This is a genomic window from Edaphosphingomonas laterariae, from assembly GCF_900188165.1.
Taxonomy (GTDB): Bacteria; Pseudomonadota; Alphaproteobacteria; order Sphingomonadales; family Sphingomonadaceae; genus Sphingomonas_E; species Sphingomonas_E laterariae.
The window spans coordinates 12,776-32,561 of sequence record NZ_FZOS01000032.1 but is presented as its reverse complement, the minus strand read 5'-3'; the positions used below and the strand labels follow the sequence as shown (position 1 = coordinate 32,561).

The following is a 19,786-nucleotide window of genomic DNA, read 5'->3' as shown; positions in this document are numbered from 1 at the left end:
CTTGGCAGAAAGGCTTCAAGGTGGACGACTTTTACGCCGCCCGCAGCAGGGCTATCCCGCCGCTACCGTGGTCGAATATTGCTCCGCCGTTCTCAAGTCGGCGCGCAACGACACCAGTACGCGTTTCGAGGCGGGCAAACAGGCCGGGCCCGACACGATCGAGCATTTCCTGAGCAGCGGCGAACAGGGCCAGGCCATGATGCAGAACTGGCTGCGCGGCGGGTTCGAGATGGACCGGCACGGCAACTGGCGGCTCAATCCGCAGGTAGCAGATACGCTCACCAGGGACGTCCAGGCGATCATCGCGCAGACCGGATGGCAGCGGGGGCTGTCGCGCTCGGCGCAGGATCAGGTCACGATTGGTACGTCTGTCGGTGCTCATGTCGGAGGGAGTATCGACTCTCAGGAATCCGAAGCTATTGGCGGCCGCGGACAACCGGCCGGCAAGGGACAGCAATCGAGCCAAACGCCGACCACCCAGAAGGGCCGTTCCACCTCGGGACGTGTCGGCGGAAGTCTGGGGTTCGAGAGCCGTGATGTTGGCATTTCAACGGAGAATGCTCAGTCGAGCCTGGATATCGTGAACTACGACGTTCGAGAGGCAATTGCTGCCGCCGAACGTGCCGCGGCCCGGTCCAGCGATCCGGCTGCAACCTTCTCCCGCGAACTGTCAGATCGCATCCTTGGCCCGGATGGCATGCGTAACCGCTACCTTCAGGACGCGGATTCCGGGCGCGCGACATTCGACGTTACTGGCCCTCTCACATCGGTTGAACAGAACGCGGTTCTGAAGGGCGGGAGATTCTCCACGGACATCGAGGGCAGCCCGGGCGATGGCGACAGCAGCTTCAAAAAACGCTGATACGAGCGCCATTGTTAGGGCTTATCGGATTGCCGATGTATAGCGCCCCGGAGCGCGGATCGTGGATATCGCTGCCGGCTCGGATATCTTCCATAGCGCGATCATGCTCTTCCCACAGACGGGCAATTCTAGCCCGCGCCTCATCGGATATAGGATCGCCCTCGCCCTGCGGCGCAAATGCCGTCAGCCAATCCTGCGCGTAACCGACACCCAGCGCCAGGAGCGCAGTCATCGGGAAGAAAAGCACATTGAGAAAACCGGCAGGCGCGCTGTCGTAGAAGGCCTCCAGCGGCGCGATCTTCGTGGACGCCGCCATGCCGATCCACCAGACCGGGATCGTGGCCCACCACGCCTTTGCATACCACGGACGCCACAGCCAATCGGCTAGCCTCAGCCGCGGCGCTGCAGGATCGGTTGGGGGCATGTCGGCTGCGGTATTCATCGATAGTTCCTCGCAGCCGACTATAGCAGAGATCTTGTCATTGTTCCATCATTCATAGCCGGTTTCGTGCGGCAAATCGCACTGGAACACTGGTTTGACCCCGCTGATTCTGTTCTCTGCAAGCCGATCTGGAGCGCGCCTCAGCCTTCGGGTTCCGATGTGGATATGGTCGCGCGAGTGACCCCGGTGTGGAGCTCACGTCGAAGACAAACGACATTGCACGGCGCATCGCGCCCTGAACGCCTAGAACTGGCCTGCAGCTCTCAATTCACGTTCGAGTGTCGCAAAGGGCAATATGAGCGTCAGCGGTTTGTCGTGCAGCGGAATAGCGCCGTAGCCGGCATACCAGTCCGCGGCGCGCTCGTTTTTGGCGTCGATGATCAGCATAACCCCGCCGACCTCGGTCGCGACGCGAATGCATCTGCGCCCGATCGCGCCCAGGAGCTGACCCCCGAGCCCTTGCCCCTGCACACGCAGATCCGTTGCTAGCCGCGCGAGCCGGAAGCCCGGCACCTCATGCCTGGCGAGTCCTCGCCTCGCCAGTTCTGGCGTATCCGCATGATCCATGCTGCCCGGAGCGATGCTGTAAAAGCCGAGAACCGTCTTGCTGTCGGTGTCGTCGATGGCGAGGAACGTCTTCGCCCCGCCTGCCTCGTGGCTTTGCCGCGCATAACGCTGCAAGTAGACGTTCAGATCATTGTCGCCGCAGTCGAATGAAGTCCGGTCATGCGCTTTCGAAATCGCTTCCTCGTGCCATGAAGGAAGCGTCATGCCAACTTCGGCATCGCGGCGATGGCAGCGCGCAGTTTCGCATTCACCGGCGGCGGGTTCTCGAGCAGATCAAGAACGAGCAGGCTGTCTCTCTCGCTCAGTTTCGTCCGCTCCGACTCTTCGATCACGTTCTCGGCCTCGCGCAGCGCCGAACGTGTGACAAAGGTCGTGAGATCGGTATGCTTGAGCGCAGCCGCCCGGGCAAGCAAAGCCTTTTGCTCCGGCCGAATCCGCAGGCTCATGCGTCTGTTGTCTTCCACTACTGCTCGCGGCATTGTGTGCCTCCACTCGTACAGCTTCAATTGGTACACCCTTCCGCTGCCGTTCGTCAAGCAGTGTACGCTTTGAAAGAGCACCGGGGCGCTTGGGGGCGTTAACGCGCTTCCCCACTCACCACCTTTCCGATTCTACTCCACCGCCTCAACCAACCTCCACCCTTCCGCGCTGCTCGCCGCAAAATGGTCCAAGCCGTATCTGGCGCATCGTCCGCTCCCGCAACGCGATGTGAGCTATCCACGCTCCGGCTTGTCGTCGGCGCTCTCGGGCACCTTGCTATCCCTGTCCTGGCCATCACGGATGACCTGAGCATCGATGATCGCGCGCGCGACCAGCTCCGAGCGCCTGAAGACGCCGTAGCGTTGCTTCGCTCTCGTTATGAAATACCGAACCGTGGTTTGGGCGATCCCGAGGATCTGGCCGATCTCCCAATCGGTCTTGCCGAGCGCGATCAGCGCCGTGCATTCTGCCTCGCGGCGCGTAAGCCGGGGAACATTGCGGTCGTGCATGGCGTGATGGAGATAGAGGCCCGCCCTGAACGCGAAGCCGGCGATGATCTGGAGCGTGGTCATCAGCGATGGCGTGATCTCGATCGGTTCCGGGCGGGCGAAGGTGCATGACGCGTAGGACTCGCTCGGGATGTGTAGCGGCACGGTGACGCCGTGAACGATCCCGTAGCGCCCCGCTTCCTTGAAAAGGGCATGCTGGTGATCGGCAAGCTCGACGACGTTGCTGATCTCCTCCCAGCCGAACGGCCGATCGAGAAGCTGGCTCACTTCATAGACCGGGTCGATAACATAATAGTGGTTTGCGATGTAGGATTGGACGAACTTCGCCGGATAGTTGGTGACCACCATCGAGCACTCGACCAGCCGCGGCAGACCGCCGTGTTGGACCAGCGCGATATAGGGAAAGCCCATTTGCCTGGCGGCATCAGCCAGTCCGTCGCGCAGTGCCTCGGTCGACGATGCCATGTTGAGACGGGATAGCGCTTCAAGCAGGCGGGGTCCGACATACACGGGTTTCTCCTCCTCGCCGGCGCAGATCTTCGTCCAGTCGCAGGCTTCCGCTCCGACCAGACTAGGCGGAAACTTCTCGAAGAAGGGACGCATCTGCGGTTGTCTTAGCGTCTTGCGGACGACAACTTTTCTGATCGCGTGAGCTTGAAAAGCAATTTTTAGCCGAATCGAGGCCGGTCGTGCTAATATTCATAAAGGATGGATCCTTTGCTAGATTTGAGGGGCCTGCTGCTGCTCCAGAGCGGCCGTGATTATGGCGGCCTGCATGTGCGGCAGAAAAAGCAGTATCCTCGCCGCCTCTGGATGAGCAATCGGGAAGGGCGCGCGGACGTTCATGTTCGCCCCGTTGGGAGTATTGTCGGTCATCATTCAGTCTCTTTGGCGTAAGAGGTTGACTGACCGACCGGCCTTTTTCCAGCAATGCGGGATTCTACGCACCAGGGTCTGTTGCGCGCCGCCTAGCGCTATCGCCGTCGCAACCAGGCTCGCGATCGAACTAGCGTCGAGCTTGCGCATGATTCGGGCGCGATGAATCTCAGATGGCCGATTTGCCGCAACACTCAGGGTATTGGCGTAACCTGCTGGTATAGGTGCTGGATATTGTCTGGTCTGGCGAGATCGTGACCCGGGCTCATCACGGCGGCAGCGCCAGCAGCAATTCCGAAGCGGAACGCTTCGGCCGTATCCCAGCCGATCGAGATCGCAAAGAGCATGGCGGAGAGGAAACTGTCACCGGCGCCAACCGCACTTTTCGCCTCTATGGAGGCGGCCGGCAGAAAAAGCTGTCCGGTGGCAGTGGCAAGGATTGCGCCGTCATGGCCCATGGTCACGGCGACATGCGCGGCTTGTCCCGATCGAACGATTTCCATTGCGGCATTGGCGATCTCGTCGGGTGTCGCGAGTTTCTGGCCGGTGAATTGCCGCAACTCGCCGATGCTGGGTTTTACGAGAAAGATGCGGCCTTCCTGAAGGCCACCCTTGAGACCGGGCCCTGAACTGTCGAGCACAACCGGGATATTGCGTCGGTGCATCAGCGCCGCGACCTGACCGTAGAAGTCACCGGGCATACCCCGGGGTAGCGAACCGCTTAGGACCATGAATTTGCACTGCGCGTTTTCAAGCTGGGCAAGACACGCCTGCCATTCGACAGGCTGGATTGTCGGGCCGGGCGGGACGAAGCGGAATTCCTTGCCGCTTTCGATCTCCAGCACGGCAGATGCAACGCGGGTGTGGCCCGCGATGGTGATGCGATTGCGAACAAGCTGATGAAGGTCGAGCAGGCCGTCGAGCGCATCGCCCGTTGCGCCACCCGCCATATAATAGTTTCGAGCATTGCCGCCGAGGCGGACGAAGACCCGGGCGACGTTGATGCCGCCACCGCCTGGGCTGTAAAACTCGGATTTTGTCCGCATCTTGCGCGTGTGGAACATGCGATCGACTTCGTAGGCGACGTCGATCGTGGGGTTCAGCGTCAGGGTGGCAATGTTCGTCATTCTGCCATTGAGCGGGCCGGCCGCATTCCGGTCTATCCGCAATATCCCCAATTCAACCGGCCCATATTCGCGGATGTGATCGAGGATCGACGACGTCGCGGTCAGCGCGATGTGCTCGGCCAGTACGGCAATGCCAGTTGACGCGGCCCACTACGGGATATCTCGCATAGCTCGAGTTATAGGGGTGTCTAAGGGTCGGACTGTTGCAGACCAAGCAGGAGCAGAGTGAGCCGATGAGTAACGAGCCCAAGATCACCTTCCACGGCGCTGCAGGGACAGTCACCGGCTCGTGCATGGAACTGCACTATGGAGGGAGTACTGTGCTTATCGACTGCGGCCTTTTCCAGGGATCGCGGACTCTCGAAACGCTCAATCGGGACCCATTTTCATTCGATGTGCGCAGGATCGACGCGGTCGTGCTGACCCATGCGCATATCGATCACAGCGGGCTTCTGCCCAAGTTGTCGGCCGAGGGCTACCGTGGCCCGATCTACTGCACTCCCCAGACCAAGGATCTTCTCTACTACATGCTGCCGGATGCCGGACGGATCCAGGAGAGCGAAGCGGAGCGACGCAATCGTCGGCGTGATCGCAGGGATGAAGTGCCGTTCGAGCCGATCTACACCGAAGCGGATTCGATGGCCGCTTACAGCCTGTGCGACACGGTCGAACTGAATGAGTGGTTCGAGCCGGTACCGGGCTTCAGGACCCGGTTTTGGAATGCAGGGCATATTCTGGGGTCAGCGTCGGCCGAGATGCACGTCGGAGGCTCGCACCTATTGTTCTCGGGAGACCTTGGACCGCATCACAAGGCATTCCATGCGGATCCTGTCAACGGCGGCGTAAAAGTCGTCCATTGGGCGGAGCAAAACCAGGCCACTTGATCCGGGTGTTGGCGAGCGCCGGGAGGGCGTAGCCCGAGCGGGGGTCGCCAACACCCGGATTGCCGTTTCTGTCAGGGGTTGGGACGTGCTTTGCGTGCCTGGCTCTGGGCCAGGCGATAGCTCTCGCCGTTCATCTCGAGGATGCTGACGTGGTGGGTGAGCCGGTCGAGGAGCGCGCCTGTCAGGCGCTCGGAACCGAACGTCTCGGTCCATTCGTCGAACGGCAGGTTGCTGGTGATCAGCGTCGAGCCGCGTTCGTAGCGCTGTGAGATCAGCTCGAACAGCAGTTCCGCGCCGGTTTTGGAGAGGGGCACGAACCCCAACTCATCGATGATGAGAAGCTTATAGCCGGTCATCTGCTTGTGTAAGCGCAGTAGGCGGCGTTCGTCGCGTGCCTCCATCATCTCGCTGACCAGCGCGGAAGCAGTGATGAACCCGACCGTCAGGCCCTTCTGGCAGGCCGCCAGGCCAAGACCGATCGCGACATGGGTCTTGCCGGTCCCCGACGGGCCAAGGGCGATGACGTTCTCGCGACGGGTAATCCAGTCACAACGCGCCAGTTCGAGCACCTGCATCTTGTTGAGCTTCGGAATGGCGGCAAAGTCGAAGCTGTCGAGGCTCTTGGCGGCCGGGAACCGCGCGGCCTTGATCCGGCGCTCGACCATCCGGCGTTCCCGGTCGATCAGTTCCAGTTCGACAAGCCGAGCAAGGTAGCGGACATGATCTACGCCCTCTGCTGCGCATTGCCGGGCCAGCTTGTCATGCTCGCGCAGGAAGGTTGGCAGCTTGAGCGTCTTGAGGTGGCTGGCGAGCAGCAGTTCGGGAGCTTGGCTGCTCATGCCGCTGCTCCGCCGGTCAACAGCCGCATGTACGAGCGCGCCGATGTTGTCTCCACTCTGGCCCTGGGCAGGTAGGGATAGATCGCCATGTCCAGTCGGGGCGGGCGGCGCTCCACCCGGCATAACAGGAGATGCTTCACCGCATCGAAGCCGATCGCGCCCATATCAAGGGCCTGCTTCACCGCGCCATGCAGATCGGCCAGAGCGAAGCTCTCCAGCAGGCGCAGTACCTGCACATATTCGCGCCGGCCATGCTTGCCCATGCGCGTCTCCATCAGCCGGCGCAGCGTTGTAAATACCTCGGGCAGGTCCCAGCCCTGCAATGGTGCGGCCTGATCGAGGGCATTGATCTTCTGTTCGATCAGGGGAAGGTAATGGATCGGATCGAAGATCACATCCTCGCGCTCGTAGCTGCGCACATGGCGGGCAATGATCTCGCCCCGGCAACCGATCACCACCTCGTCGACATAGCCCCTGATCCACACCTCCTGGTGGCCGAAGCGCACCGGCACCGAGTAATCGTTGGTCCGGTAACGCACCAGCGCCTGCGATGAGACCTGGCCGCTGGTCTGGTCACAGGCCTCGAAGGGGGAAGCCGGCAGTTCCTGCATCGCCGCCAGATCGCGCCGCAGCCTCTCGCCAATCGTCTCACTCTCGCCCCGCAGCCGGTCGTTCTGCCGTTTGCGGCATTGCTCCTCGAGCCACAGGTTGAACGCCTCCCATGTCGGGAACCGGGGGATCGGCACCATGAAGTTGCGCCGGCAATAGCCGACAAGGCCTTCAACGCCGCCCTTATCGTTACCCTTGCCGGGGCGGCCGTAACGATCACGGATCAGGTAGTGCGACAGGAAGGCGCTGAACAGCCTCGCGCGCAGCCGCGTCCCGTCAGGCAGGATCTTCGAGACCAGGCAGCGGTCGTTGTCGTAGACGATCGACAGCGGCACCGCGCCGAAGAACGCAAAGGCGTGGACATGGCCGTCCATCCAGGCCTCGGCAACGGCAGCCGGATAGGCGCGTACGTAGCAGGCGTCGCTGTGCGGCAGATCGAGCACGAAGAAGTGCGCCTTCTGCTCCACCCCGCCGATCTCGACCAGAGCTTCTCCAAAATCTGCCTGCCCATGGCCGGGTGCGTGTGCCAGCGGCACGAACATCTCCCGGCTGCGCTGATCCCGATCCCGGATGTAATCCTTGATGATCGTGTAGCCTCCGGTGAAGCCATGCTCTTCGCGAAGGCGATCGAACACACGCTTCGCCGTATGGCGCTGCTTGCGCGGGACCGACCGGTCCCCATCCAGCCAGCCGTCGATGATCGGTATGAACGCTTCCAGCTTCGGTCGCCGCACCGGGGCGCTGCGACGGTAACCGGGCGGCTCGGAATACGACAGCATCTTGCGGACCGTGTCGCGCGATATGTTGAAATGCTTCGCTGCCGCCCGGGCGCTCATGCCGCCCGCGCAGGCAAGACGAACCTTCAGGTAAAGTTCCACGGTGTAAATCCCTCATCCCTCCTCGCCAGCATCGCGAAAAGGGAAAAAGTGGACGACTTTTACGCCGCCCGCAGCAGCACTTCGCCGCCGCTACCGTGGTCTAATTTTGCACCGCCGTTCTCAGCCTGCGTAACCGATTTCTGCCAGTCTTGAATAGCTATTTGCAGGCCTTGGGTGAAGGTTGTCTGGTTTTTGATCGCGACTTGTGTCAGCGCCTGCGCGCCGCCCACGTGGTACTGGAACTGACGCCAGAAGGCTTGTGCGGGCAGCGTGGCCAGTTCCTGCCAGTTCTTGGCCTTGAGCAGGTTTTCGATTTCTGCGCCGGACTCGGCAATGCCGTCTTTGCCTGCGCGCGTGGCGTTCTCCAACCATTGCTGGCCGTTTTCCTGCACCAGGCGCTGGAGGCGCAACTGCAGTTCCAGGTTCGCCTTGAACAGGTTGAGAGGGATGGTTTCATTGCTCATGGTCAAACTCCTTACTGGGTTGAGTGCCCACTCGGGCGATCAAACGATCAGGCCATCTGGCCGATCGTTTTGCGAAAGCGTGCCAACGACAGGAAAAACAGCACCGTGCCGATCAGGGCCAGCGCCAGGAACGGCTGCCATACCGTCTCCAGGCCCGCGTCCCGGTAAAGGATGGCCTGGCTCAGTTCCACGAAATGGGTGGTGGGTGCGATCAGCATGATGTTCTGCACGATCTCGGGCATGCTTTCGCGGGGCGTGTCGCCGCCGGATAGCATCTGGAGCGGCATGATGGTCAGCATCATCAGCATGCCGAACTGCGGCATGTTGCGCGCCAGCGTGGCGATGAATATGCCCATGGAGGTGGTGGCGAACAGGCTGAGGGCCGCGCCGGCGAAGAACAACACAATGGAGCCCTCGATGGGCACGCCCAGGATGCCGCGCACCATGAGGTTGAGGGACAGGAAGGAGGCGATCAGCACGACCAGGGCCATCGACCAGACCTTGGAGAGCATGATCTGCGCGGGTGTAACCGGCATCACCAGCAGGTGCTCGATGGTGCCGTGCTCGCGCTCCCGGATCAGCGCTGCGCCGGTCAGGATGATGGACAACAGCGTGATGTGGTTGATGATCTGCACCACCGAGCCGAACCAGGCCTTGTCCAGTGCCGGGTTGAAGCGTGCGCGCAATGCCAGATCCACGGGTGGCGCGTCGGTGCCGCGGTAACGCTTGACGAACTCATTGACTTCGCCGGTGAAGATCTGCTGGATATAGCCACTGCCGGTGAAGGCCTGGCTCATGCGGGTGGCGTCGACATTGAGCTGCACGGCAGGCGATCGCCCCGCCAGCACGTCGCGCTGGAAGTTGGGCGGAATGACCAGAGCGAAGGTGTACAGCCCCGCGTCCATGCCCGGGTCCACGTCCCCATAGTCGATCATGGCCGGTGGCGTGAACTGCGGGGGGTAGAAGGCCGAGGCAACCCGCTGGGACAGCGCCGAATTATCCTCGTCGACGATGGCGATGGGCGCGTTGTGCAGCGTCTCCGGCATGGACGTGGCCTTGGTGTAGACCGACGCGGTGAACACATAGACGATGAGCACAAGCATCATCGGATCGCGCCACAGACTCCACAGCTCCTTGACACCAAGGTCGTAGATATTGGCCAGGTTTCTTCTGCGCATCTCAACGCTCCTGCTTCTTGAGTAGCAAAACAGCCACGCCGAGAATGACCGGAACCGAAATGAGCATCGACCACAGCGGCCCCGTCAGGTCGGCCAGGCCGAGTGATTTGTTGAACACGCCACGGCTGATGGAGATCATGTGCGTGGCGGGGTAGATCTCGCCGATGAACTTGCTGGAGCCTTCAAGCGAGGACACGGGATCCCTCAGGCCGGCGAACTGGGTGGCCGGAATGATGGTGCCGATCATGGCAAAGAACATGGCGGCGATCTGGCTGCGCGTGACGGCCGAGGCCAGCAGCCCCATGCCTGTCGCGGCGAAGGAGAAGATCAGCGCGGCCAGCGACAGGGTGAAGAAGCTGCCCGTGACCTGCACACCGAAGACGGTGACCGCGAGCAGGCTCATCAGCAGGAAGTTCACCATGGCCAGACCGACATAGGGCAGTTGCTTGCCAAGCAGGAACTCGATGCGCGTGACCGGCGTCACGTACAGATTGGTAATCGAGCCTGTCTCCTTCTCGCGCACCACCGCCAGCGCGGTCAGCATCGCCGGCAGCATGAGCAGCAACAGGGGAATCACCCCCGGCACCATGGCCGGCAGGCTCTTGACATCGGGGTTGTAGCGAAAGCGTGTCTCGACGCTCGCATTTCCTGCGGCGCTGGCACCGCTGCGTTCGCTGGCCTGTACGAGCAGCCAGTGCTGGTGCATGCCCTGAACGTAGCCCTGGACGGTTTCCGCGCGTTGCGGCATGGCGCCGTCGATCCAGGCACCTATCTGCACGTTCTGGCCTCGCAACACATCGCGAGAGAAGCCAGGGGGGATCTCAATGGCCAGCGACAGTTCGCCGTTGCGCATGCGTCGATCAAGGTCCTCGTAGTCGATGATCGGCGCGTGCTCGGTGAAGTAGCGCGATCCGGCCAAGTTCAGCGTGTAGTTCTGGCTAAGCGTGGTCTGGTCGCGATCGAGCACCGCATAGCTCAGGTCCTCGACGTCCATGGTGATGCCGAAGCCGATCACGAACATCAGCAGCAGCGAACCGCCCAGCGCCAGCGTGGCGCGTACCGGGTCCCGCTGCAATTCCAGCGTCTCGCGCCACAGATAGCTGAACATTCGCTGCAGACTGAAACCGCCAGAGCCGTGCCCGCCGTGTTCAGCGGGCGCCGCCGATGGTTGCTCCTCGTGATCGGCGGCCCCGGGCTGGCTGGCCGGCGCCGCCGTGCCGCCCTCGGCTTCGACGAGGTAGCCGATGAAGGCCTCTTCAAGGGTTTTGGCGCCGCGCTTCTCGACCAGTCTGGCGGGCACGTCGCTGTCGAGCACCTTGCCCGCATGCATCATCGACATGCGGTCGCAGCGCTCTGCCTCGTTCATGAAGTGGGTGGAAATGAAGATGGTCACCCTGTCCCGGCGCGACAGTTCGGCAAGCAACCGCCAGAAGGCGTCACGCGCGACCGGATCGACGCCGGAGGTGGGTTCATCCAGGATCAACAGTTCGGGCTTGTGAACCATCGCCACAGCGAGGGAGAGACGCTGGCGGATACCGAGCGGAAGTTGCTCGGGCAGCTCGTCCATGACCGGCTCGAGACTGAAGCGTTCCGCCATCTCGGTGACGCGGCCCGGTATTTCGTCGACCGGCACATGGAACAGCCGCGCATGCAGTTCGAGATTCTGCCGTACGGTCAGTTCGCCGTAGAGCGAGAAAGCCTGGCTCATATAGCCAACCCGCCTGCGCGTCGCGATGTCGTGCGGATCGACCTCATGGCCAAACAGCCAGGCCCGCCCTTCGCTTGCCGGCAGCAGTCCGGTCAGCATCTTCATCGTCGTCGACTTGCCGCAGCCGTTTGAGCCGAGGAAACCGAAGATCTCGCCGCGGCGGATGCGGAAACTGACATGATCGACGGCGACGAAATCGCCGAAGCGCATGGTCAGCCCCTCCGCCTCGATGGCGATGTCATCCTCGTCGACGTCGAGCGGCGGGATGATGACCGGCTTGTGGCCGCGTTTCCTCTCTTCGGGCAACAGTTCGGCGAAGGCAGCTTCGAGATGATCCGTGCCGGTCCGCTCAAGGATTTGCGAAGGCGTGCCCGTAGCCAGGATCGCGCCATCATCCATCGCCACCAGCCAGTCGAACCGCTGCGCTTCGTCCATATAGGCCGTCGCCACGATCACGCTCATGCCGGGACGATCTTCGCGGATGCCGGCGATCAGATCCCAGAACTGCGCGCGCGCCAGCGGATCGACGCCGGTGGTCGGTTCGTCCAGGATCAGGAGATCGGGATCGTGGATCAGCGCGCAGCACAGGCCGAGCTTCTGCTTCATGCCACCCGACAGCTTGCCGGCAGGCCGCGACAGGAAGGAATAGAGCCCCGTGCTGCGGGTGAGCGCATCGATCCGGCGGCGGCGCTCGGACGCGCCATGACCGAAGAGACGGGCGAAGAACTGGAGATTTTCCTCGACAGACAGTGTCGGATAGAGGTTCCGTCCCAGACCCTGCGGCATATAGGCGATGCGCGGACAGACGTCCTCGCGATGACGGCGGTCGGCCATATCGCCGCCGAGCACATGAACCGTCCCCTCCTGCACGGCGCGAGCGCCCGCGACCAGCGATAGCAGGCTCGACTTGCCGACCCCGTCGGGGCCGATCAGACCGATCATCCGGCCTGGGCTCAGGTTGAGGTCGATGCCGCGCAGGGCTTCCGCCTTGCCGTAGCGCAACCGCACTCCGGCAAGGCGGACGACCGGTGGCCCCTGGGGGGGCGTGGGGGAAGCCACCGGCCTATTCCTTTACAAGGTTCGACAGCTTGTCCGGCCAGGCTGCCTGGGAATCGATCCGCACATAGGCCATGCCCGGCAGGCCTGTTTTTACCAGCGCGATATGGCGCTGGAGCAGCGCGAGATCGATCTTCGCCCGGACGCGGAACATGAGCTTCTGGCGCTCGCTTTGCGTTTCGACCGTCTTGGGCGTGAACTGCGCGACATCGGCCACGAAACTGATCTTTGCAGGAATGACGACATCGGGCGCGGCATCGAGCACCAGGCGAACCTCGCTGCCGATGCGCACGCGCCCCGCGACCGTTTCCGGCAGGAAGAAAGTCATATAGACGTCGGTCAGATCGACGAGGTTCATGACCCGGCCGCCGCCGGCGACGACCTCGCCCGGCTGGGCAACCCGATACTGGATGCGGCCGCCGCGAGGCGCCTTGAGGTCGCTGTCGCGGATATCCGCCTCGATCCGCGCGATGGTTGCGCGCGCCGCATCGACATTGGATCGGGCGCCGATGACCTGGCTGCGCGCTGCGGCGATATTGGCGTCGGCCGACGCCAACTGCGCGCGCGCGGCTTCTACCGTGGCGGAAGCTCCTTCGACCGCCGCCTGGTTATCGTCGCGCTCCTGCGTCGGCGTGGCGCCTTCGCGCGCAAGCGTTTCCGACCGGCCAAGCCGCTTGCGGGCCGCATTGAGTTCGGCTTCCCGCTGGCGGACAGTGGCGAGCGCTGCCGCGCGTTCGCTCTGCCGCTGCCCCACCTGGGTTTGCGCGATCTGGACGGCATTGAGCGCCTGGGCGAGCCGCGCCTTCGCTTCAGAAAGCTGAGCAGAGAGCGTCTCGACATCCATATGGGCGACGACCTCGCCGGCTTTCACCAACTGGCCTTCTTCGGCGACGATATCGCGGATGCGGCCCGGCGTTTTCGCCGAGATATCGATCTCGAGCGCTTCCAGCCGGCCATTGCCACTGACGATACCCTCCGGCAGGTCCGCGGGCCTGAGCAGCGACCAGAGGATCACGGCCACCGCCACGACCGCCGCGACGATCGCGCCCCTGATGAACCAGGTCTTGCCTGTCGTCTGCGTCATTGTGACTGTTCCCCGTTTCTGTTCGATAGGTTGCCGTCGAAGGCGTCGTCCGCGACAAATCCTCCGCCCAGCGCCGAATAAAGTACGACGATGCTGGCCAGTTCGGCCCGCCGAAGCTGGACCAGGGCCTGTTCGGCGTCGAACAGGTCGCGCTGGGCATCCAGCACCTCCAGATAGGCCGAGCGGCCATTGTCGAAGCGAAGCTGGGCGAGCCGCGCGCGTTCGCGCTGGGCGTCCAGCATCTGCTGTGTCGTGTCGATCTGCAGCTGCAACTGCTGCCGGCGGACAAGGGCATCGGACACGTCGCGGAACGCCGATTGCACGGTCTGTTCATATTGCGCGACCGCCCGTTCCTGCCGGGCCCTGGCCACGTCGAGATTGCCCTTCAGGCGTCCCGCGTTGAAAAGCGGAAGGCGGATGGTCGGGGTGAAGCTCCACGCCTCGCTGCCGCCGGAGAACAGCCCGTCCAACTCATCGCTCATCGTGCCGTATGCGCCCGTCAGGCTGATGTTCGGAAAAAAGGCCGCCCGCGCCGCGCCGATATTGGCGCTGGCGGCGCGCAGCTGATATTCGGACGCCACGATATCCGGGCGGTTGGCCAGAAGGTCGGAGGGCAGCCCGGCAGGCAGCGTGAGCCGTTCGGGCACGTCGGTCAGAGACAGGGTCCCGGACGCGATCTCGACAGGCCGCCCGATCAGCACCGCAAGAGCATTGCGGTTGACGGCCCGGTCCTGCTCCAGCCCCTGCATCGTCGTATTGGCCTGGCCCAGGAGCAGCTGCGCCTGGGTCATCTCGAGCTTCGATCCCGATCCCACCTCATAGCGGCGGCGCATGATGCGCAGCGCTTCCTCGCGCGTTTCGATCGAGTGCCGGGCGAGTGCGACCCGTTCCTCATATTCCCGTTCGAGAAGATAGCCGTTGGCGACCTGCGCGACGAGCTGGCTCGCGACCGCGCGGCGCGCTTCCTCGGTCGCCAGATACTGCCAGCGCGCGGCATCGCGCAGGTTGCGCAGCCGTCCCCAGAAGTCGATCTCCCAACTGGCCGAGAGCTGCGCGCTGATCTGTTTGACATCGACAGGCGTAGCGCCCGCGCCGGGGAGATTGAACAGGGTCCGGCCCCGCGTTCCCGTGCCGACCGCATCGAGCTGCGGATAGAGCGAGGAGCCCTCGATCCGCCAGGCGGCGCGGACCTCGGCGACGCGGGTCGCCGCGATGCGGATATCGCGATTGTTCGCGAGCGCCTCGCCGATCAGCCGCTGCAACTCGGCTTCCCGGAAGAAGTCGTGCCAACCGATGCGCGCGATCGTGGTCCCGGCGATGTTGGCCGCCTCGTAGGTCGGCGGCACCGGCTGGGGTGGCCGGACATGCTCAGGCGCAAAAGAGCAGCCGGTCACACCCACCATCAAAGCGGCGACAACAGCGGTCCTCGGCCGCAGGGGAAAGCACGGCAGGCGCCACCCTTTCATATGGACTTGATCAGTAAATCGCACAACATCCCCTGTTGCAAGAAGACTTCAACCTGCCCCCGCCCTGCCGAAATGCCGCAGGTTGGCGGCATGGCGGTCGAACTGTGGTTTTCAGGTCTTGTCGGTCTCGGGCTTGGCCGTTCCGGTCTTGGCCGGGGCGGTCACAGGCGCCTTGGCGGCTGCGGCATCTCCCGCCTGGGAGGGTGTGAAGAAAGACGTCCAGAGTTGCAGCACATGAGCCGCCTGCTCCTGGGCCTGGCCGGGTGACAGGCTGTCACCAACCCCGGCCCGCCAATCGTCGAGCGCGCCCTTCATGTCCTGGGCGCACGCCTGACCGTTCCGGCTGATTTCCTGCCACATCTCGGAAAAGCCGGCGATATTGGGCAGAGGCACAGCCCCCGCCTTCTCCGCGCTCTGCGCCGAGAGAAGCTCGAACGTGCGCGAAGCGATCGCCGCCTGGCGCTGGCCGGCTTCGCGCATGATCTCGGCGCATTTGAGGGCGAGTTGCCGATTGGCGCCGGCGACAGCGGCAAACTGGTCGAACGGATAGCTCATGAGACTGCTCCTTGAAGTGGGGTTGGATCTGGAGTGCAGATCGGAAGACGAACCACGCATTAGATTCATGGACGGCAAGAGTTTCAGCCGTTGGCGATATATTGCCCGCCATTGATCGTGAGCACCGAGCCGGTATTGAAACCGGCCTTGTCCGAGGCCAGCCAACAAACGGCTTCGGCGATTTCAGCCGGATCGCCCAGGCGCCCGACGGGAATGCCGCCGATGATCTTTTCGCGGACATCCTGCGGCACGGCAGCGACCATCTCGGTGTCGATATAGCCGGGGCATACGGCGTTGACCGTGATGCCGCGCGACGCATTTTCCTGCGCCAGCGCCTTGGTGAAGCCGATCACACCCGCCTTGGCCGCCGAATAGTTCACCTGGCCAATCTGGCCCTTCTGGCCGTTGATCGAGGAGATATTGATGATCCGGCCAAAGCGGCGTTCGCGCATGCCTTCGATGACGGCGCGCGTCATTGTGAACATCGAGTCGAGGTTGGTGCCAAGAACCTCGCGCCACTGCGCAAAGCTCATCCGATGGAACATGGTGTCGCGCGTGATGCCGGCATTGTTCACCAGCACTGAAACCGGGCCCAGTTCCTTTTCCACGCGGGCCAGGCCTTCGCGGCAGGCCTGTTCCTCCGCGACGTCCCATTTATAGACGGGAATGCCCGTACCATCCCGGAACAGCTCGGCGGCGGCGTCGTTTCCATGATATATGCTGGCAACATTCCATCCCGCTGCTTTGAGCGACCGGGCGATTGCCGCGCCGATTCCACGTGTTCCCCCAGTTACGAGTGCAATTCCCGTCATGATACTCCGGCTCCATTTTCCAGGTCACGCCGCGCGGTTTCCCCCGTCGCGCCTCTCCGGACTATTAGTATCTATACTTATGAGTGTCGTTATTGCCGCTTTCCCGCCCCGGATCAAGTGCGGTCTTTGGCCCGCATGAAAAAGGAAGGTAATGACAAAAAGGTGACAAGCCGCCGATCACCTCGACACAAGCTGGCGCCGCGCGATCCAAAAGGCGGACGGCCGCCGCAGGAAATAGCCGCGCAATTGGGCGAGCATATATTGCAGGTCGCGCTCGACCAGTTCATCGCCCATGGGGTGGAAGGCACCAACATGGATGACATTGCCGCGGCCGCGAACGTCTCCAAGCGCACGCTTTATTCGCGTTACGGATCGAAAACCCAGCTTCTGATCGCCAGTGCCGAGCACGGCACCCAGCGCCATCTCAAAGCGATTACCGTCGACCGGCGATCAGGAGACCTACGCAATCGGCTCCTGAAGCTTTGCCGCAAGATGCTCGACGCTGCGCTCAAACCCGAGGTCATTGGCATCGAGACACTCGCGACCTGGATTTTCGAACGCAAGCTCGAGGCGCAGCTCAGTATTCATCGCAACCCCGGCGCCTCATTGATCCAGGATCTGCTGACGGAGGAGGCGCGTGTGCGCAACATAGAAGAGGATCTGCCCTTTCTGGCAGCGTTCATCTTCGATGCAACGGTGACCGGTCCGCGCGCGAGAATATTGTTACGAAAGGATCTTGCCAACACAGCTCGGGCCAAGACCGAACATCTCGCCCAGACCATGGATCTGCTGGCACGGGCAGTTCCGCTCCTCGAACCTGAATTGCAACACGCACCCAAAAGGTGATTGCGATGTCCGCCAGCGCTCCGTTCTGTCCGAGGCATTGACAGGACGAGGGCCCAGGACCGAACGCGCGACGCCCTTGTTTTCGCCTGTCGATGGACGGCGTTGCTTCGACCGTTAGCCCCGGCCTGGTCGCAGCCCCCAGGTTCCAGGGTATTCAGGCAGCCGCGGCGCAACCCTTCCGCTCGCACCGATCGTCGTCCGGACTGTGCGTTCGACCGATTATGCTGAATGGGTCCAGGAGCTTCAACGTCCGCGCCCCCCGGCGGCCCAGGGAGCGGCGACCTGATTCGCGCCGGCAGGCGCCCGCCCAAGACCCTCGCATGTCATGGCAAATCGTCGCGACACGCAAAGCCGTTTGACGATCAAATACGAAACTTCTAAGTATAGTTCCTAATGGCGCCGCCGCTCCCTCACAGCGAGATCAGGCACGACTAAATCGGCCATGACAGGGGCCGAATCATATCGGGAGAGACTTCGACCAGGCGCATCGCGGCATAGCGCATGCGCCACTTCCCGCCGTGCGGCCCAGGCGCCCATGGCGACTATTGAAGGCCAAAGGATGATGTCATGCCCAGAGTCGCACTCGTTACCGGCGGCGTCAGCGGAATAGGCGCGGCGACCGCAATGCTCCTCCGCGACAAAGGCTATCGCGTTGCCGTCAATTATCATGGCAATGACGAGGATGCCGAGCGATTCCTCGCGGAAACCTCGATCCCGATCTACAACTGGAATGTAGCCGATTTCTCCGCCTGTCATGACGGCGTGGCGAAGGTTGCGGCAGACATCGGCCCCATCGACATTCTGGTCAACAATGCCGGCATCACGCGCGACGGCACGTTGCACAAGATGACCGAGGAGCAATGGCGCAGCGTCGTCGACGTCGATCTGGGCGGCTGCTTCAACATGTGCCGTGCCGTGATCGAGGGCATGCGCGAGCGCCGGTTCGGACGGATCGTCAATATCAGCTCGGTAAACGGTCTTTCAGGACAATTTGGCCAGACCAACTATGCAGCGGCCAAGGCAGGCGTGATCGGCTTCACCAAGGCGCTGGCACTGGAAGGCGCGTCTCGAAACATCACGGTCAATGCGATTGCGCCGGGCTATACCGATACCGGCATGGTCGCCGCGGTGCCGCAGGACGCGCTCGAGGCGGTGCTGGCCGCGGTGCCGGTCGGCCGGCTCGGCACGCCGCAGGAAATCGCGCGCGGCGTGCTCTATCTTGTCGAGGACGAGGCCGGTTTCGTGACCGGCGCCACCCTCTCGATCAACGGCGGCAAGTATCTCGCCTGAAAATGCGTGGAAGGATTATTCTCATGACCAGTCCTGTCGTTCTGTGCGCCCCGGTTCGCACGCCCATCGGCGCCTATGGCGGCGCGCTCAAGGACATGAAAGCGCCCGCGCTCGGCAGCGTCGCCATCGCCGAAACGCTCAGGCGCGCGGGCGTGGGCGCTGACAATATCGACAGCGTCGTCATGGGACAGGTGGTCCAGGCAGGCGCGAAGATGAACCCTGCCCGCCAGGCCGCCATCAACGCGGGGTTACGCGACAGTGCTCCTGCCATGACCGTCAACCGGGTCTGCGGATCGGGCGCACAGGCGATCGCCTCGGCCGCCCAGGAGATCATGCTCGGCCTTGGCCAGGCCGTGATCGCCGGCGGCATGGAGAATATGGACCAGGCGCCCTATCTCATCGAGAAGGGACGCTGGGGCTATCGTATGGGCGAGGGCAAACTCCTCGACGCCATGCTCCATGACGGGCTGAATGACGCCTTCAGCAATCAGCATTCAGGCTGGGTCACCGAGGATCTGGTCGCACAGTTCGGCATCAGCCGGGAGGCGCAGGATGGCTGGGCGTTGCGCTCGCAGCAGAGTTTCAGCGCGGCCCAGGCCAATGGCCGGTTCGAGGCGGAGATCGTGCCTGTCGAGATTCCTTCTCGCAAGGCTGTGACGCTCTTTGCAAAAGATGAGCAGAACCGGGCCGATACGAGCCTTGAGAGCCTCGCGCGTCTAAAGCCTGCCTTCCGACCGGAAGGCACCATCACGGCGGGCAATGCGCCCGGCCTCAACACCGGCGCGTCCGCGATGATCGTCGCGAACGAGCAATGGGCGCAGCGCAATGGCGTGACGCCCCTGGGGCGCCTCGTCGCGTTCGGTGTCGGCGCGGTCGCCCCCGGCCTCTTCGGCCTCGGGCCGGTGCCCGCCGTCCGGCAGGCGCTCGAGCGGGCGGGATGGTCGGTCGGAGACCTCGATCGCGTCGAGATCAACGAGGCTTTCGCGGCCATCGCCATCGCGGTCACGCAGGAACTCGGCCTCCCTGAGGACATCGTCAATGTGGAAGGCGGCGCCATCGCGCATGGCCATCCGATCGGGGCGACCGGTGCCGTGCTGACCACCCGCCTGCTGCATGCGATGCGGCGCGACGGGCTGCGCCGGGGCGTTGTCACCTTGTGCATCGGCGGCGGCCAGGGCGTGGCCCTCGCCCTGGAGGCGATGGCATGATCACGAGCGGCACGGCGCGGCGGCGATTCTCATGCGAATGTGCCGC

At 63.0% G+C, this 19,786-nt stretch carries 18 protein-coding genes and 2 pseudogenes; 5 read left to right on the top strand and 15 right to left on the bottom strand.

Features of this window, described 5'->3' with window-relative positions:
* A pseudogene (locus tag CHB74_RS18245) lies at positions 1 to 862 on the top strand (hypothetical protein); the annotation flags it as partial.
* Here the strand turns inward: CHB74_RS18245 and CHB74_RS18240 are convergent.
* The 6 genes from CHB74_RS18240 to CHB74_RS18220 all read right to left on the bottom strand — a co-directional run bounded on the left by CHB74_RS18240 (position 849) and on the right by CHB74_RS18220 (position 4,863).
* Complete coding sequence (locus CHB74_RS18240; RefSeq protein ID WP_048577673.1) at positions 849 to 1,304, bottom strand: hypothetical protein; 456 nt, start codon at positions 1,302 to 1,304, stop codon at positions 849 to 851. The pseudogene CHB74_RS18245 and the gene CHB74_RS18240 sit on opposite strands and share 14 nt — an antisense overlap.
* Positions 1,305 to 1,547: 243 nt before the next feature.
* Positions 1,548 to 2,075 (bottom strand): hypothetical protein, encoded by a 528-nt coding sequence (locus CHB74_RS18235; protein WP_048577672.1) that lies wholly within the window; start codon positions 2,073 to 2,075, stop codon positions 1,548 to 1,550.
* Complete coding sequence (locus CHB74_RS18230; RefSeq protein WP_237449632.1) at positions 2,072 to 2,317, bottom strand: type II toxin-antitoxin system TacA family antitoxin; 246 nt, start codon at positions 2,315 to 2,317, stop codon at positions 2,072 to 2,074. The genes CHB74_RS18235 and CHB74_RS18230 overlap by 4 nt, the downstream gene beginning before the upstream one ends.
* Positions 2,318 to 2,584: 267 nt before the next feature.
* Positions 2,585 to 3,463, bottom strand: a complete 879-nt coding sequence (locus CHB74_RS18225; protein ID WP_202408155.1) for a LuxR family transcriptional regulator — start codon at positions 3,461 to 3,463, stop codon at positions 2,585 to 2,587.
* A gap of 117 nt (positions 3,464 to 3,580) precedes the next feature.
* Complete coding sequence (locus CHB74_RS22105; protein WP_158500997.1) at positions 3,581 to 3,739, bottom strand: hypothetical protein; 159 nt, start codon at positions 3,737 to 3,739, stop codon at positions 3,581 to 3,583.
* A 191-nt stretch (positions 3,740 to 3,930) separates the two neighbouring features.
* Positions 3,931 to 4,863, bottom strand: coding sequence for a 1-phosphofructokinase family hexose kinase (locus CHB74_RS18220; RefSeq protein ID WP_048578303.1), 933 nt, complete (start codon positions 4,861 to 4,863; stop codon positions 3,931 to 3,933).
* 233 nt (positions 4,864 to 5,096) lie between these two features.
* On the opposite strand from CHB74_RS18220, the pseudogene CHB74_RS18215 reads away from it, so the two are divergent.
* A pseudogene (locus CHB74_RS18215) lies at positions 5,097 to 5,693 on the top strand (MBL fold metallo-hydrolase); the annotation flags it as partial.
* Between the two features lie 125 nt (positions 5,694 to 5,818).
* Here the strand turns inward: CHB74_RS18215 and istB are convergent.
* The 9 genes from istB to phbB (CHB74_RS18170) form a co-directional block, all read right to left on the bottom strand.
* Entirely contained in the window at positions 5,819 to 6,586 is a 768-nt protein-coding gene (gene istB, locus CHB74_RS18210) for an IS21-like element helper ATPase IstB (RefSeq protein WP_048578302.1), read from the bottom strand.
* Positions 6,583 to 8,073 (bottom strand): IS21 family transposase, encoded by a 1,491-nt coding sequence (istA, locus tag CHB74_RS18205; protein WP_081261070.1) that lies wholly within the window; start codon positions 8,071 to 8,073, stop codon positions 6,583 to 6,585. Before istA ends, istB begins: the two co-directional genes overlap by 4 nt.
* A 59-nt stretch (positions 8,074 to 8,132) precedes the next feature.
* Positions 8,133 to 8,537 carry a phasin family protein gene (locus CHB74_RS18200; protein WP_245843016.1) on the bottom strand — a complete coding sequence of 135 codons (405 nt, stop codon included), beginning with the start codon at positions 8,535 to 8,537 and terminating at the stop codon, positions 8,133 to 8,135.
* Between the two features lie 47 nt (positions 8,538 to 8,584).
* Complete coding sequence (locus CHB74_RS18195) at positions 8,585 to 9,715, bottom strand: ABC transporter permease (RefSeq protein WP_088137969.1); 1,131 nt, start codon at positions 9,713 to 9,715, stop codon at positions 8,585 to 8,587.
* A gap of 1 nt (position 9,716) precedes the next feature.
* Positions 9,717 to 12,482, bottom strand: coding sequence for a ribosome-associated ATPase/putative transporter RbbA (rbbA, locus tag CHB74_RS18190; RefSeq protein WP_089220944.1), 2,766 nt, complete (start codon positions 12,480 to 12,482; stop codon positions 9,717 to 9,719).
* A gap of 4 nt (positions 12,483 to 12,486) precedes the next feature.
* Entirely contained in the window at positions 12,487 to 13,563 is a 1,077-nt protein-coding gene (locus tag CHB74_RS18185) for an HlyD family secretion protein (RefSeq protein ID WP_089220943.1), read from the bottom strand.
* The gene (locus CHB74_RS18180) at positions 13,560 to 14,966 is read right to left on the bottom strand and encodes an efflux transporter outer membrane subunit (protein ID WP_048578300.1); all 1,407 of its coding nucleotides are present in this window, start codon (positions 14,964 to 14,966) and stop codon (positions 13,560 to 13,562) included. Before CHB74_RS18180 ends, CHB74_RS18185 begins: the two co-directional genes overlap by 4 nt.
* Before the next feature lie 174 nt (positions 14,967 to 15,140).
* On the bottom strand, positions 15,141 to 15,584 hold the full coding sequence (locus tag CHB74_RS18175) for a hypothetical protein (protein ID WP_037444229.1): 444 nt from the start codon (positions 15,582 to 15,584) through the stop codon (positions 15,141 to 15,143).
* 83 nt (positions 15,585 to 15,667) lie between these two features.
* Complete coding sequence (gene phbB / locus CHB74_RS18170) at positions 15,668 to 16,396, bottom strand: acetoacetyl-CoA reductase (protein ID WP_020817741.1); 729 nt, start codon at positions 16,394 to 16,396, stop codon at positions 15,668 to 15,670.
* 135 nt (positions 16,397 to 16,531) lie between these two features.
* Here phbB (CHB74_RS18170) and CHB74_RS18165 point away from each other — a divergent pair, with 135 nt between their 5' ends.
* The 3 genes from CHB74_RS18165 to CHB74_RS18155 all read left to right on the top strand — a co-directional run bounded on the left by CHB74_RS18165 (position 16,532) and on the right by CHB74_RS18155 (position 19,740).
* Positions 16,532 to 17,242, top strand: a complete 711-nt coding sequence (locus CHB74_RS18165; protein WP_245843014.1) for a TetR/AcrR family transcriptional regulator — start codon at positions 16,532 to 16,534, stop codon at positions 17,240 to 17,242.
* A gap of 567 nt (positions 17,243 to 17,809) precedes the next feature.
* Positions 17,810 to 18,532, top strand: coding sequence for an acetoacetyl-CoA reductase (gene phbB / locus CHB74_RS18160; protein ID WP_037444222.1), 723 nt, complete (start codon positions 17,810 to 17,812; stop codon positions 18,530 to 18,532).
* A gap of 2 nt (positions 18,533 to 18,534) precedes the next feature.
* Positions 18,535 to 19,740, top strand: a complete 1,206-nt coding sequence (locus CHB74_RS18155; RefSeq protein WP_281253561.1) for a thiolase family protein — start codon at positions 18,535 to 18,537, stop codon at positions 19,738 to 19,740.
* Positions 19,741 to 19,786 lie beyond the last annotated feature (46 nt).

What these genes read in the sequence shown, in the direction of transcription:
- CHB74_RS18225 (WP_202408155.1), bottom strand. Translation starts at nt 3,463, where the DNA reads ATGCGTCCCTTCTTCGAGAAGTTTCCGCCTAGTCTGGTCGGAGCGGAA.
- CHB74_RS18195 (WP_088137969.1), bottom strand. Translation starts at nt 9,715, where the DNA reads ATGCGCAGAAGAAACCTGGCCAATATCTACGACCTTGGTGTCAAGGAG.
- CHB74_RS18165 (WP_245843014.1), top strand. Translation starts at nt 16,532, where the DNA reads ATGAAAAAGGAAGGTAATGACAAAAAGGTGACAAGCCGCCGATCACCT.
- CHB74_RS22105 (WP_158500997.1), bottom strand. Translation starts at nt 3,739, where the DNA reads ATGATGACCGACAATACTCCCAACGGGGCGAACATGAACGTCCGCGCG.
- istB (WP_048578302.1), bottom strand. Translation starts at nt 6,586, where the DNA reads ATGAGCAGCCAAGCTCCCGAACTGCTGCTCGCCAGCCACCTCAAGACG.
- CHB74_RS18220 (WP_048578303.1), bottom strand. Translation starts at nt 4,863, where the DNA reads ATGACGAACATTGCCACCCTGACGCTGAACCCCACGATCGACGTCGCC.
- CHB74_RS18180 (WP_048578300.1), bottom strand. Translation starts at nt 14,966, where the DNA reads ATGGTGGGTGTGACCGGCTGCTCTTTTGCGCCTGAGCATGTCCGGCCA.
- CHB74_RS18200 (WP_245843016.1), bottom strand. Translation starts at nt 8,537, where the DNA reads ATGAGCAATGAAACCATCCCTCTCAACCTGTTCAAGGCGAACCTGGAA.
- CHB74_RS18235 (WP_048577672.1), bottom strand. Translation starts at nt 2,075, where the DNA reads ATGACGCTTCCTTCATGGCACGAGGAAGCGATTTCGAAAGCGCATGAC.
- CHB74_RS18155 (WP_281253561.1), top strand. Translation starts at nt 18,535, where the DNA reads ATGCGTGGAAGGATTATTCTCATGACCAGTCCTGTCGTTCTGTGCGCC.
- CHB74_RS18175 (WP_037444229.1), bottom strand. Translation starts at nt 15,584, where the DNA reads ATGAGCTATCCGTTCGACCAGTTTGCCGCTGTCGCCGGCGCCAATCGG.
- CHB74_RS18240 (WP_048577673.1), bottom strand. Translation starts at nt 1,304, where the DNA reads ATGAATACCGCAGCCGACATGCCCCCAACCGATCCTGCAGCGCCGCGG.
- CHB74_RS18230 (WP_237449632.1), bottom strand. Translation starts at nt 2,317, where the DNA reads ATGAGCCTGCGGATTCGGCCGGAGCAAAAGGCTTTGCTTGCCCGGGCG.
- phbB (WP_020817741.1), bottom strand. Translation starts at nt 16,396, where the DNA reads ATGACGGGAATTGCACTCGTAACTGGGGGAACACGTGGAATCGGCGCG.
- phbB (WP_037444222.1), top strand. Translation starts at nt 17,810, where the DNA reads ATGCCCAGAGTCGCACTCGTTACCGGCGGCGTCAGCGGAATAGGCGCG.
- CHB74_RS18185 (WP_089220943.1), bottom strand. Translation starts at nt 13,563, where the DNA reads ATGACGCAGACGACAGGCAAGACCTGGTTCATCAGGGGCGCGATCGTC.